The organism is Volucribacter psittacicida (assembly GCF_004339025.1).
GTDB lineage: Bacteria > Pseudomonadota > Gammaproteobacteria > Enterobacterales > Pasteurellaceae > Volucribacter > Volucribacter psittacicida.
Genome location: NZ_SMFT01000001.1, coordinates 484,050 through 497,990, shown reverse-complemented (window position 1 = coordinate 497,990; position 13,941 = coordinate 484,050). Strand labels below are relative to the sequence as shown.

Below are 13,941 nucleotides of genomic sequence, written 5' to 3'. Positions count from 1 at the left end.
TGCAAAACTCATCGCACTTTAAATTGAGACAATAAAAATACTCTTCTAATCATCTTTTAAAGCGAGACGATTATAAAGAACTAAACCTAATGAGTTTTTTATTTCTACTTAGGAGGATATAATACAGATTTTTTGATTCTCATTAAGGAAAATCCTCAATATGCTACATTTTGAAAACGATTATAATCGCGGTGTACACCCTGTTTTACTGAATGCTTTACAACAAACCAATGACGAATGTTTAGCGGGGTATGGTGCTGATCCTTACTGTGCAAGTGCAAAAGCAAAAATTAAATCCGCTTGTCATTGCCCACATGCCGAAGTAGATTTTTTAGTAGGTGGTACGCAAACCAATCAAGTGGTCATCGCCAGTTTATTACGCCCTTATCAAGGCGTAATCGCCGTGGAAACAGGGCATATTAGTGTGCATGAAGCTGGTGCGATTGAATACAGCGGACATAAAGTGCTGACTTTGCCTGCTCATCAAGGCAAAATGTGTCCCCAAGAACTGAGCCAATATTTACATGATTTTTACGCAGATGGCAATCATGAACATATGGTCTTCCCGGGAATGGTATATATTTCCCATCCGACTGAATACGGTACGCTTTATAGCGAAAGCGAACTTGCCCAATTAGCGCAAATTTGCCAACAATATCAAATTCCCTTATTTTTAGATGGGGCAAGATTAGGCTATGCTTTGGCGGTAGAAGGCTCTCCAGATTTAGCGACCATTGCCCGCTATGTGGACGTGTTTTACATTGGCGGCACAAAAATGGGAGCATTAGCAGGGGAAGCGGTGGTATTTACCAAAGGTAATCGCCCAGCCCATTTTATGACGATGATCAAACAGCATGGCGCGTTATTAGCTAAAGGGCGTTTGCTTGGCGTGCAGTTTGATTGCTTATTTAGCAACAATTTATATCAACAATTAGGTCGCCATGCGATTGAAATGGCACAGCGTTTAAAAGCTGTATTGCAACAAAAAGGCTACCGTTTTTATTTGGATTCACCGACCAATCAACAATTTGTCATTGTGGATAATCAGAAACTTGCCCAATTAGCGGAAAATGTGTGTTATGGTTTTTGGGAAAAATACGATGAAAACCATACCGTTATCCGCTTTGCCACCAGTTGGTCAACTCGTCCTGAAGAAGTAGAGGCGTTGGCGGAGATTTTATAAGCAAAAGTGCGGTGAGTTTTTGGAGGGTTTTCATTTTATAGTTAGGCGAGTTATAACAACTTCAATTGGTATTTGCAGAACCAAAATTATGTTTATAAAGGATTTATAGCTAGTAATATGACATAAAATAATTAGAACCCACACTTTTGTCTACTTGGAAGAAAAATGGACAAAATCCCACATTTTTGTCCATTACACTGAATTATTTTCCCCCCAACTCCGCAATAGCAACAATAACCTCTACGGCACTTAACATTCCTTCTAGCGTAATTAATTCATGTTTACTGTGGAAATTATAGCCGCCAGTAAAAAGATTTGGGCAGGCAATACCAAGCTCAGCTAATTTCGCGCCGTCAGTTCCTCCCCTAATGGCTTTATGAATAGGGGTAATACCGCAATGACGCATAGCTTGATCCGCTAATTTAATGGCTTGGGGGACAGTTTGTACTTTTTCATACATATTGATGTAGCTGTCTTTGATCTGTACTTGTATGGCTTGAGGTAGCTGTTTTTGTTGGTTAAATTGCGCAACAAGTTTTTCTATATATTGTTTTCTTGCGGTAAAGTTCGTTTTATCAAAATCTCTAATAAGGTAATGTAATTCGACTTTTTCAATATCGCCAATAAATTGTTCTAAATGAAAAAAACCTTGCTTTTCTTCGGTATTTTCAGGGGTTTCAGCTTGGGGAAAGCCTTGTTGTAGTTCACAAGCTAAGGCGAGGGCATTGATGAGTTTTCCTTTGGCATAGCCTGTATGAATGGCTCTGCCATAAATGGTAATAATGGCTTGTGCAGCATAAAAGTTTTCATATTCTAAACTTCCCACTTCGCCACCATCAATAGTATAAGCGAAATCACAGGGGAATTGTTCAACAGGGAAAAAATTCATACCTAAGCCAATTTCTTCGTCAGGCGTAAAGGCTATGCGTAGATTAGCTCGAGGTTTATTGCTGGTGATTAAATAAGAAAGTGCGGTCATAATTTCAGCAATTCCTGCTTTGTTATCTGCACCGAGTAAGGTTGTTCCATCGGTGACAATTAATGTTTTGCCAATTAATCCTTGTAAAAAGGGGAAATAAACGGGGCTGATAAATTCATCGCCGATGCCTAATGCGATATCTCCACCACGGTAATTTTCAATAATTTCAGGTTTGATATTTTTACCACTCATTTGTGGTGAGGTATCTAAATGTGCTAATAGACCAATGGTTGGGGCTTGTTTTTGGTTGGAAGGTAAATAAGCGGTAACAATACCTTGTTCAGTGATATTCACTTGTTGTAAACCAAGTGCGGTCAATTCTTGCATTAAATATTTGGCTAATTTGAGTTGTCCTTGGCTACTTGGTGATTGTTTGGCACCGGGTTTAGATTGGGTATCAATACTGACATAGTTTAAAAATCGTTCTAGTAATAAGGCTTTTTGTTGTTGCACTTGCATAGGTCTTTCTCAAATTCGGTCAATTTCTAAAAATCCTAGCACTTTTTCAGAAAAAATGCGATTAATCCCTTTTCATTATGGGCTAATCACTATATCATTTAGCATTTGAAATTTTAGGTAGCAAATAAAACTTTTCTCTATTTTATTTGCATTTTGTTGATCTTAATCACAGTATTGTGATAACTGAGGGAGAAAACCAAAGCTAGTGGAAAATTTAGTTCAAAACAAGCCAATTATTGAGCTTCGTTCCATAAAAAAAACCTATGGCAATAAAACGGTGGTAAATAATATTGATTTAACCATTAACCATGGTGAGTTTTTAACCATTCTTGGGCCTTCTGGTTGTGGTAAAACGACCATTTTACGTTTAATTGCTGGCTTTGAAGAGTTAGATGGCGGTCAAATTATTCTTGATGGTGAAGATGTTACCGATATTCCAGCAGAACAGCGTCATGTTAATACGGTATTCCAAAGCTATGCGCTTTTTCCACATATGACCATTTTTGATAATGTGGCATTTGGTTTGCGTATGCAAAAGGTGCCTAGTGCTGAAATTAAGCCTCGTGTTATGGAAGCCTTGCGTATGGTGCAGCTTGAGGAATATGCTGATAGCAAGCCTGCTCAGTTATCTGGGGGACAACAACAACGTATTGCTATCGCGCGTGCTGTCGTCAATAAACCTAAAGTCTTATTACTTGATGAATCTCTTTCGGCTTTAGATTATAAATTGCGTAAACAAATGCAAAATGAGCTAAAAGCCTTACAACGTCAACTTGGTATTACCTTTATTTTCGTTACTCACGATCAGGAAGAAGCATTGACAATGTCTGATCGGATTATTGTGTTGCGTGGCGGGAATATTCAGCAAGATGGTTCACCACGAGAAATTTATGAAGAACCTAAAAATTTATTTGTGGCGAAATTTATTGGTGAAATCAATATTTTTAACGGTACGATGCTTGAGCGTATTGATGAAGAGCGTATTCGTGCTGATATTGAAGGACGTATTTGTGAAATTTATTCTCATCTTGCCCTCAATGCGGGCGATAAAATTCATGTTTTACTTCGCCCAGAAGATATTTTATTAGAAGAGCTTGATGAAAATGAACAGTCGCCAAATGGTTTTATTGGACATATTCGTGAACGTAATTATAAAGGTATGACCTTAGAATCGACGGTTGAGCTTAATAATGGTAAAACTGTATTAGTTAGCGAGTTCTTTAATGAAGATGACCCTAATATTGATCATTCTTTAGATCAGAAAGTAGGGGTAACTTGGATTGATAAATGGGAAGTGGTACTAAAAGATGAAAATGACAACGCGTAAATTTCAAAATATTACCGTTGCTATTATTTTCGCTTGGTTAATTTTCTTTGTATTCATACCTAATTTGCTCGTGCTTATCACGAGCTTTTTGACCCGAGATAGTAGCAATTTTATTGAGTTCACCTTTTCACTGGACAGTTATAAGCGTTTATTTGAACCCTTATATGCTAAAGTGATGTGGAACTCGCTTTATATGTCTGGTATAGCGACCATTATCTGTTTGATTATTGGTTACCCTTTTGCCTTTATGATCACTAAAATTAACCGTAAATATCGCCCATTTTTGTTATTTTTAGTGATTTTGCCGTTTTGGACAAACTCATTAATCCGTATTTACGGTATGAAAATTTTTCTTGGGGTAAAGGGTATTCTAAATAATAGCTTAATTGCCTTAGGGATCATTGATGAACCTATTCGTATTTTAAATACAGAAATTGCGGTAATTATTGGTTTAGTTTATATCCTATTGCCTTTTATGATTTTGCCTCTCTATGCCACTATTGAAAAACTGGATTTACGTCTATTAGAAGCGGCAAAAGATTTAGGAGCAAATGCAATACAACGCTTTATTCATGTGATTATTCCTTTAACTATGCCTGGTATTGTAGCAGGTTGCTTATTGGTATTATTGCCTGCAATGGGTATGTTCTATGTAGCTGATTTACTCGGTGGGGCAAAAGTCTTGTTAGTGGGGAATGTCATTAAGAGCGAATTCTTGATTTCTCGTAACTGGCCATTTGGCTCAGCGATTAGTATTGCTTTAACCTTGTTAATGGCATTATTGATTTTTATCTACTATCGTGCCAATAAATTATTAAACAAAAAAATGGAGTTAGAATAGATGATAGGTCGTTTACTGCGTAATATTTTTATGTTTGTGGTATATGCCTATTTATATATCCCAATCATTATTTTGGTGGTGAATTCTTTCAATTCAGATCGATATGGCTTAACTTGGAAAGGATTTAGCTGGAATTGGTATGAGCGTTTATTTAATAACGATACCCTAATCCAATCGGCAATTCATTCTGTTACCATTGCCTTTTTTGCTGCCACCTTAGCAACCATTATTGGTGGTTTAACGGCTATCGCACTTTATCGCTATCGTTTTCGTGGCAAGCAAGCCGTTGGGGGAATGTTATTTATTGTGATGATGTCGCCTGATATTGTGATGGCCGTTTCTTTACTAGCCTTATTTATGCTCGTGGGCATTTCATTAGGTTTCTGGTCATTATTATTTGCCCATGTTACCTTCTGCTTACCTTACGTGGTTGTAGCTGTATTCTCCCGTTTACAAGGCTTTGACGTAAAAATGCTTGAAGCGGCGAAAGATCTTGGTGCAGGTGAATTTACCATTTTGCGTAAAATTATTTTACCACTTGCCTTACCCGCGGTCGTATCGGGTTGGTTACTCAGCTTTACGGTTTCCCTTGATGATGTTGTGGTATCGTCTTTCGTCACAGGGGTTAGCTATGAGATTTTACCACTGAAAATCTTCTCTCTAGTGAAAACTGGAGTAACACCTGAAGTTAATGCCTTAGCAACGATAATGATTGTTGCCTCATTGATTTTAGTGATCCTTAGTCAACTTGTTGCAAGAAAAGGTAAATAATTACTTCACAAATGATTGAATACCACATACAATACGCCTTGACGCTGTCAAGGCGTTTTTTTGTTCTTTTCTAAAAGATAGAAAAGGTAATTTTTCCCCTAACAGGAGATGATAGAATGAAAAAATTAGCAGGTCTTTTTGCAGCAAGCCTTGTGGCTGTTGCCGTCACAGGTTGTAACGACAAAGACACAAAAACCGCTGAAAACTCAGCACCGGCTCCAGCAAATGATACTGTGTATCTCTATACTTGGACAGAGTATGTACCAGAAGGTTTACTTGAAGAATTTACCAAAGAAACAGGTATTAAAGTTATCGTTTCAAGTTTAGAATCAAACGAAACCATGTATGCGAAATTAAAAACCCAAGGGGCAAATGGTGGTTATGATGTTATTGCACCATCCAACTATTTCGTATCAAAAATGGCTCGTGAAGGCATGCTAATGGAATTGGATCATAGCAAACTCCCTGTCATTGCAGAGCTTGATCCAAATATGTTGGATAAGCCTTATGATAAAGGCAATAAATATTCATTACCACAATTATTAGGTGCACCAGGTATTGCATTTAATACCAATGTTTATGGCGATGGTAGTGAATTTACTTCATGGGGAGATTTCTGGAAACCAGAATTTGCTGGAAAAATCCAATTATTAGACGATGCTCGTGAAGTCTTTAATATCGCTTTATTAAAATTAGGTCAAGATCCAAACACAAAAGATCCTGAAGTGATTAAACAGGCTTATGAAGAATTATTAAAACTTCGTCCAAACATTTTATCTTTCACCTCAGATAACCCAGCAAATACCTTTATTTCTGGTGAAACAGATCTTGGACAATTATGGAATGGTTCTGTGCGTATTGCGAAAAAAGAGCACGCACCAATTAATATGGTCTTCCCGAAAGAAGGGCCAGTATTATGGGTAGATACCCTCGCTATTCCAGCAACATCTAAAAACCCAGATGGTGCTCATAAACTAATTAACTATATGCTTGGTAAAGATACTGCGGCAAAATTGACCCTAGAAATCGGTTACCCGACCTCAAATAAAGAGGCGTTAGCATTATTACCAAAAGAAATCACAGAAGATCCCGCTATTTACCCAACAGCTGATGTACTAAATAACAGTTATTGGCAAGACGATGTTGGCGATGCAGTTGAAATCTATGAAAATTATTATCAACAGCTAAAAGCGGCAAAATAATCCCAATAAACTCCTCTCAATGAGGAGTTTTTTTATTATAAGGAATGAAAAATGCCACAATGCCTTAAAGATAAAATTCAGCAAGCACTTATCCAATTTCCTAATCAATCTCTTGCAAGAACGCTATGGCTACTATTTTCAAAACAACAATTTTCTGCCGTATTAAATAAAAATCATATCATTGAACTCTGTCAACAATATAAACTCACTCCTATAACCCTAAATTTACAATTACTTCCTATTGCTGCTTGCTATGCAACAGCACCTATTTCCCAATTTCATGTAGGTGCAATAGTAACAAGTCATCAAGGTGATATTTATTTTGGGGCTAACCAAGAATTTTGTGGAACAAATATTCAACAAACTATTCATGCTGAACAAAGTGCTATTACTCACGCTTGGATGCGAGGGGTAACACAAATTACAGATATTACGATTAATTATAGCCCTTGTGGGCATTGTCGGCAGTTTCTTAATGAACTAAATAAAGCGGATCAGTTAGCTATTCATCTTCCTCATCAACAAAATTTATCGTTACAACATTATTTACCTAATGCCTTCGGTCCTCAAGATCTTGCCATAACACAGCGATTACTCTTACCTAGCCTAAAATCTTACAAATTACCTGGGCAACCACAGGAAAATCCTGCAATATTGACCGCACTTCAGGCACTCAATTTATCTCATAGTCCATACTCACAAAATTGCCACAGTATAGTTATTGAAACTAAGGACAAGCAATATTATATGGGAAGCTATGCCGAAAACGCCGCTTTCAATCCGAGTTTACCAGCATTACAGGTCGCACTAAATCATCTTCTATTACAAGGTAAGGACTTCTCTCAAATCTCCAAAGTTTATATGCTAGAAAAAAGCACACAGATTTCTTATCGTAATATGGCAGAAGAACTTTTATCTACAGTTAGTACAGCAAAATTGCATTATTTATCGATTGAATAACGAAAATAAAAAGTGGCTATTAAAGCCACTTGAAAAACGAAACTCCCTATTTCTTCTCCAACATCGGAGCTAAAAATCTTGCTGTATGAGATCCCCTGATTTTCGCTACTTGTTCTGGTGTACCTGTAGCGATAATTTGTCCGCCACCACTACCGCCTTCTGGTCCAAGATCTACAATCCAGTCAGCGGTTTTAATCACATCAAGATTATGCTCAATAACAACAATAGTATTACCTTGATCACGTAAACGATGTAATACCTCTAGTAATTGTTTAATATCGGCAAAATGTAGTCCTGTTGTAGGTTCGTCAAGAATATAGAGGGTTTTTCCTGTATCTCGTTTAGAAAGTTCTGTCGCCAATTTCACACGCTGTGCTTCTCCCCCAGATAAGGTGGTTGAGGATTGCCCTAAACGAATATAAGACAAACCAACATCAATCAACGTTTGTAATTTGCGAGCAATTGCAGGAATCGCATCAAAAAATTCTCTCGCTTCTTCAACCGTCATATTTAAGACTTGATCAATGGTTTTTCCTTTATAACGAATATCTAAGGTTTCTCGGTTATAACGTTTGCCTTTACATTGATCACAAGGTACATAAACATCAGGTAAAAAATGCATTTCTACTTTGATAACGCCATCGCCTTGACAAGCCTCGCAACGCCCGCCTCGTACATTAAAACTAAAACGGCCTGGATTATATCCTCTTGCCCTCGCCTCAGGTACGCCAGCAAATAATTCACGAATAGGGGTAAATAACCCTGTATAAGTGGCTGGATTGGAACGAGGCGTACGTCCAATGGGACTTTGATTAATATCAATCACTTTATCAAAAAACTCTAAGCCTTTAATCTCTTTATAAGGTGCTGATTGCCCTTGCTCCGCACGATTTAGCTTATGTTGAGCTAAAGGAAATAAAGTATCATTAATTAAAGTAGATTTTCCTGAACCAGAAACGCCTGTTACGCAGGTAAATAATCCTACTGGAATTTCAAGATTGACTCCTTTTAAATTATTACCTGTTGCGCCAATCAGTTTTAGCATTTTCTTTTTATCAAGTGCGGTGCGTTTTTCAGGAATTTCAATTTTTTCTTTACCTGATAAAAATTTTCCTGTTAATGAGGCTGGATTTTGCATAATTTCTTGTGCATTACCTTGTGCAACAACAGAGCCGCCATGCACACCAGCACCAGGACCAATATCAATAATATGATCAGCGGCTAAAATCGCATCTTCATCATGTTCAACCACAATAACGGTATTGCCCAAATCACGCAAATGAATCAAGGTTTTTAATAACCTCTCGTTATCACGTTGGTGTAAGCCAATAGAAGGTTCATCTAACACATACATTACTCCAACAAGTCCCGCCCCAATTTGACTAGCAAGACGAATACGCTGTGCCTCTCCCCCTGATAGGGTTTCCGCGGAACGAGATAAAGATAAATAATTAAGACCAACATTGACCAAAAATGCCAAACGTTCACGAATTTCTTTCAAGATTTTATCCGCAATTCTGGCTCGTTGTCCCTCTAAACTTAACGCCCCAAAAAAGTCCAATGCGCCACCAATACTCATCTCCGCAATGGCAGGTAAATTGATTTGATTAATAAATACATTACGCGCTTCTGGACGTAAACGAGATCCTAAACAATCTGCGCAAGGACGAGTGCTAATATTTTTCGCCAATTCCTCTCGCACCGACATAGATTCCGTTTCTTTATAACGACGAGCCATATTATTCAAAATGCCTTCAAAACTATGGCGACGCAACACCACATCACCACGATCATTCACATATTGAAACTCAATTTCTTCCTTACCCGAGCCTTGCAAAATCACTTGCTGAATTTTCTTAGGAAGTGCCTCAAAAGGTGTTTCAATATCAAAGTGATAATGTTTTGCTAAGGAAGTTAGCATTTGATAATAATAAAAATTACGTCGATCCCAACCTTTTATTGCCCCATTTGCCAAAGAAATAGAGGGATTTTGCACCACTCTTTCCTCATCAAAATATTGCTCAACTCCCAAGCCATCACAAGTCGGACAAGCACCAGCAGGATTATTAAAAGAAAACAAACGAGGTTCAAGTTCTGGCACAGAATACCCACAATGCGGACAAGCAAAATTGGCCGAAAAGACTAACTCTTCCTCTTGAGGATTATCCATACTCGCCACGATTGCCGTTCCCCCAGAAAGCTCTAAAGCCGTTTCAAAAGACTCGGCTAAACGTTGTGCTAAATCAGACCGCACTTTAAAACGATCAACCACCACCTCAATAGTATGCTTTTTATGTAATTCTAATTTCGGCGGATCTGATAAATCACAAATTTCCCCATCAATTCTTGCACGAACATATCCCTGCGAAGCAATTTGTTCTAATAATTTAACATGCTCCCCTTTACGTGCTTTAACCACAGGGGCAAGTAACATCATTTTACTGTCCTCAGGCAAAGTAAGTACATTATCCACCATTTGGCTTACTGTCTGAGCGGTTAATGGAATATGATGATGAGGACAACGCGGCTCACCAACCCGAGCAAATAACAAACGTAAATAATCATAGATTTCCGTAATAGTCCCCACCGTAGAACGAGGATTATGCGATGTGGATTTTTGCTCAATAGAAATCGCTGGTGAAAGCCCTTCAATATGATCAACATCGGGCTTTTCCATTAAAGATAAAAACTGACGAGCATAGGCAGACAAAGACTCCACATAACGCCGCTGCCCTTCCGCATATAACGTATCAAAAGCCAATGAAGACTTCCCTGATCCCGATAACCCAGTAATTACAATTAACTTATCTCTTGGAATAGTTAAATTAATATTTTTTAAATTATGTGTTCTCGCCCCACGAATCTCAATTTTATCCATTTTCAGCTAAACCTTTTGACAAAAAAAGTTAAAAATTGGAATAATTATCGCATTTTTGCAACGACTGTTCAAATATCCAGTGGATTTTAATAGATCTTTTTTTCTTTTTCAGGCAAAATAGCGAAATTATATTAACTTCCAAATAAAGAGGATATTATGGCTGGAGTAAATAAAGTTATTATTGTAGGAAATTTAGGCAACGACCCAGAAATTAGAACAATGCCAAACGGCGAAGCTGTTGCAAATATCAGTGTTGCTACCAGTGAAAGTTGGACAGATAAAAACACAGGAGAACGCCGAGAAATCACAGAATGGCATAGAATTGTATTCTATCGCCGTCAAGCCGAAATCGTAGGCGAATATTTACGCAAAGGTTCTAAAGTTTATGTAGAAGGACGTTTAAGAACAAGAAAATGGCAAGATCAAAATGGACAAGATCGCTACACCACAGAAATTCAAGGCGATGTGTTACAAATGTTAGATAGTCGCAACGACAGATCACAATCAGGTTATGCTCCACAGCAATCATCGCCACAACCAAGTTATCAAGCACAACCAACTAGATCAGCACCTCAAAAACAATCTACACCAGCTGAACCAGATATGAATGGTTTTGATGATGATATTCCGTTCTGAATTCTATATACATAAATTCTGTAAAAATACATTATAAAACTCAAAGAGAAACATTATAAAATAAAGTTTCTCTTTTTTGGTGTAATGGACAAAAATGTGGGAAAAAGTGGGTTAAGGCCTTATACTACCGGTATTATGTAGCAGTTGCACAAAGACCAATTAGCTCAATTCTCCTATAATTCTCGTGAGTTTTTTCAACCACGAGAATTTTTATTTATGGTAAAGGTAAATGGTGCAACTGCTATTCGGCAGAAAATTACAGAGTTTAATCAGCAAATCACACATTTTGAACAATGTATTTGTCTAACGAAACTCAATATTGATACATTACAGAACGCTTTAGTGGTACTAGAATTCGATCCGATTTCATTATTAATGCAGAAACAAAAGGGCAAAATGAAATCTAAAGCAGTCAAAAATCACAAGGTAACTGCCGCAAAATCCCCTCATTATCCCAGCCAATTTATTGTGAAAGTGTTCAAAGATTTTCCCAATGAATGGTTATCTGCAAAAGACATCACAGATAAAGCGATTAAAATTGCAAAATATACGCTTACTGAAACAGATATTCAGACGATGACAAGGGGTATTAGCCAGAGATTAAGACGATTACATAATCGTGGAATTGTAGAAAGAAAAACGATGTTAATCGAGAAAACAAAACGCTCCGTCATTCAATGGCGTTTAAAATCCATTGAGCAAGTTGAAGAATTATCAAATTACGATGACTTATTGTGATGTGGTTTCCATTGCCATTGGATAATTTTATGCTTTTTTACCACAATACGGTTGACAATGCCTTTATTGACTAAGCGTATCATCGCACTGCCAATATTCTTTAAATGATATTCTGACACAGGGGTATGAGGCTGTTTATCGGCAATCAGCACCGCTTCTGCCAGTTCTAAGGCTCGCCAATGGCGTTCAGGCTCTGCTTTCATTACTTGCTGAATCAGTTGGCTTATTTTGCCGTTAAATTGCTTGCGATAAACACGATATTGGTAGTTTTCAGTATCATATTGTTGAACTTCAGAAGTATCGGTATTCATTACCTCTAAAGCCTGTTGGAGTAACAAAATACGGCGTTCCACTAAAGCAAGGTGGGCTAACACTTGCGCTTTTTCTCGTTCAAGTTGCGTGATTTTCTGTTGAATTTGTGTGTGATAAATGGGGTCTGCCATTACATTATTAGCCTTTCAGTTTGTCTGTGATTGCCTTGCCAGTAACCTTTCCAATCATTATCGCTAGAAATCGCAAGACATTTCATAACCACATCATCAAAGATATGTTGATTATCCAGTTTTCGGGTATCTTCACGATAGGCAATTTCATTCGCATAGTTATCAAGATAGATATTATTCATTTTATGCACTTGTCCGTAATACATACGTTTGAAACGTGAGAAGTAACTTTCAGCGAGATTGTTAGTAATACCCTCATCGCTACAGTATTCACGTTGATGGTTCACTCTTTTGAGGTCGTGATGGGTGATAAGGTCATCGTAAGCTGAATTTTCATCAGCATGAATACGGCTGTTTGGTGCAATATATGTCGTTGCTAGAGTGTTTATGGTGGTCGCATTTTCTGACAGGATAGGAAAAGTTAGCGTTTTCTTTGCGCCTACGAGATTTGGGTTATTCAAGGTATCTTGTTCAGAATAACGCTCACGCATGACGAATACGGCCCGTTTATTCGGATTGGCATTGGCTTTTAAACGTCTATCCACTCGGTCGGTTTTCTTATTTTTAGGACGAGGGGCAGAATGGATATAAGTGGCATCAATATGCACTTCGCCTGATAATGGAGAGTGTTCGGATTGTTGTATTAAGCTCTCACGAATTTTATGAGCGAGAGTAAAAGCGGTTTTATACTGTACATTTAAATCACGAGAAAGCTGACAAGCAGAAATCCCTTTTACTGCATTAACGAATAAAGCGATAGCGAATAAATAAATTTGAATAGGTAACTTATGATTGGCAAAAATCGTGCCAGAGGTCACAGAAAACGTATGCCCACAATGTTTACAACGCCATTGTTTGCGAGTAGAAATAAAATAGGCTTGATGTTGTACGCCACATTTAGGGCAAACTACATTTTTTTCACTTCCTCAGCGTAATTGGCAAAGCATTGAAAACGCTTCCTCATCAGATAGGCGAGCTATCTTGATAGGGGAAAGCGTGCGAGCTTTGCTGGATAAGAGGAAGTGTTGAGGCATTATAGATTATTCCTATAGATATGTTATAATGTGCATAACTTGGTAGTCTAAGTTCTATTATTTAGATTTATTATGCCATATTGTGTTTAATTTGTCAATAATGGTGTGTCAAAATGTGCATATACGAAAGGCTTAATCAATTAATTGATGAGTCAAAAATGACGATTAAAGATTTTTCTAAAGTTACGAATATTCCCTATCGTTCTCTACAAAGTTATATGAGAATGGAAAGAGAATTAAGTATTGATGCTGCGATAAAAATTGCTAATAAATTAAGCGTGAATTTAAATTGGTTGTTATTAGGAATAAATGAGAGATATTTAAGTAATTTAAATGAGTTATCGTTAAGTCCAGATGAAATAGAGTTATTGGATTTATACCGTTCGACTAACGATTTAGGAAAACGCATTTTACAAGCAACAAGCAAAACTATTTTAGACGAACTAAAATAAAACTTGACAAATAGAAAGGAAAATTCAATGCTAATACA

12 protein-coding genes and 1 pseudogene are annotated in these 13,941 nt (G+C 37.4%); 9 read left to right on the top strand and 4 right to left on the bottom strand.

The annotated features are described in order from the left end of the window. The first annotated feature begins 160 nt into the window (after positions 1-160). Positions 161-1,183, top strand: coding sequence for a threonine aldolase family protein (locus EV694_RS02290; protein WP_132688651.1), 1,023 nt, complete (start codon positions 161-163; stop codon positions 1,181-1,183). 202 nt (positions 1,184-1,385) lie between these two features. Here EV694_RS02290 and pepT read toward each other — a convergent pair whose 3' ends face one another. Then, positions 1,386-2,621: a peptidase T gene (pepT, locus tag EV694_RS02285; protein ID WP_132688648.1), complete on the bottom strand. Its 1,236-nt coding sequence runs from the start codon at positions 2,619-2,621 to the stop codon at positions 1,386-1,388. A 205-nt stretch (positions 2,622-2,826) separates the two neighbouring features. Between pepT and potA the strand changes: the two genes are divergently transcribed. The 5 genes from potA to cdd all read left to right on the top strand — a co-directional run bounded on the left by potA (position 2,827) and on the right by cdd (position 7,722). Continuing rightward, on the top strand, positions 2,827-3,948 hold the full coding sequence (gene potA / locus EV694_RS02280) for a spermidine/putrescine ABC transporter ATP-binding protein PotA (protein WP_132688645.1): 1,122 nt from the start codon (positions 2,827-2,829) through the stop codon (positions 3,946-3,948). After that, on the top strand, positions 3,929-4,789 hold the full coding sequence (gene potB, locus EV694_RS02275; protein WP_132688642.1) for a spermidine/putrescine ABC transporter permease PotB: 861 nt from the start codon (positions 3,929-3,931) through the stop codon (positions 4,787-4,789). The genes potA and potB overlap by 20 nt, the downstream gene beginning before the upstream one ends. Positions 4,790-4,792: 3 nt before the next feature. Then, on the top strand, positions 4,793-5,560 hold the full coding sequence (gene potC, locus EV694_RS02270) for a spermidine/putrescine ABC transporter permease PotC (protein WP_165865490.1): 768 nt from the start codon (positions 4,793-4,795) through the stop codon (positions 5,558-5,560). A 116-nt stretch (positions 5,561-5,676) separates the two neighbouring features. Beyond that, entirely contained in the window at positions 5,677-6,762 is a 1,086-nt protein-coding gene (locus tag EV694_RS02265; protein ID WP_132688636.1) for an extracellular solute-binding protein, read from the top strand. 51 nt (positions 6,763-6,813) lie between these two features. After that, positions 6,814-7,722, top strand: coding sequence for a cytidine deaminase (gene cdd, locus EV694_RS02260; RefSeq protein ID WP_132688633.1), 909 nt, complete (start codon positions 6,814-6,816; stop codon positions 7,720-7,722). 46 nt (positions 7,723-7,768) lie between these two features. Here cdd and uvrA read toward each other — a convergent pair whose 3' ends face one another. Next, the gene (gene uvrA, locus EV694_RS02255; protein ID WP_132688630.1) at positions 7,769-10,600 is read right to left on the bottom strand and encodes an excinuclease ABC subunit UvrA; all 2,832 of its coding nucleotides are present in this window, start codon (positions 10,598-10,600) and stop codon (positions 7,769-7,771) included. A 156-nt stretch (positions 10,601-10,756) separates the two neighbouring features. On the opposite strand from uvrA, the gene EV694_RS02250 reads away from it, so the two are divergent. Beyond that, complete coding sequence (locus EV694_RS02250) at positions 10,757-11,236, top strand: single-stranded DNA-binding protein (RefSeq protein WP_132688627.1); 480 nt, start codon at positions 10,757-10,759, stop codon at positions 11,234-11,236. A gap of 216 nt (positions 11,237-11,452) precedes the next feature. Then, the gene (locus EV694_RS02245; protein WP_132688624.1) at positions 11,453-11,974 is read left to right on the top strand and encodes a protein kinase family protein; all 522 of its coding nucleotides are present in this window, start codon (positions 11,453-11,455) and stop codon (positions 11,972-11,974) included. On the opposite strand, the gene EV694_RS02240 is transcribed toward EV694_RS02245, so the two are convergent. Further along, complete coding sequence (locus EV694_RS02240) at positions 11,956-12,417, bottom strand: hypothetical protein (protein WP_132688621.1); 462 nt, start codon at positions 12,415-12,417, stop codon at positions 11,956-11,958. The two genes, EV694_RS02245 and EV694_RS02240, sit on opposite strands and share 19 nt — an antisense overlap. Beyond that, positions 12,417-13,451 (bottom strand): annotated as a pseudogene (locus EV694_RS02235) (IS1595 family transposase). The gene EV694_RS02240 and the pseudogene EV694_RS02235 overlap by 1 nt, the downstream one beginning before the upstream one ends. A 113-nt stretch (positions 13,452-13,564) precedes the next feature. On the opposite strand from EV694_RS02235, the gene EV694_RS02230 reads away from it, so the two are divergent. Next, positions 13,565-13,903 (top strand): helix-turn-helix domain-containing protein, encoded by a 339-nt coding sequence (locus EV694_RS02230; protein ID WP_132688618.1) that lies wholly within the window; start codon positions 13,565-13,567, stop codon positions 13,901-13,903. Positions 13,904-13,941 lie beyond the last annotated feature (38 nt).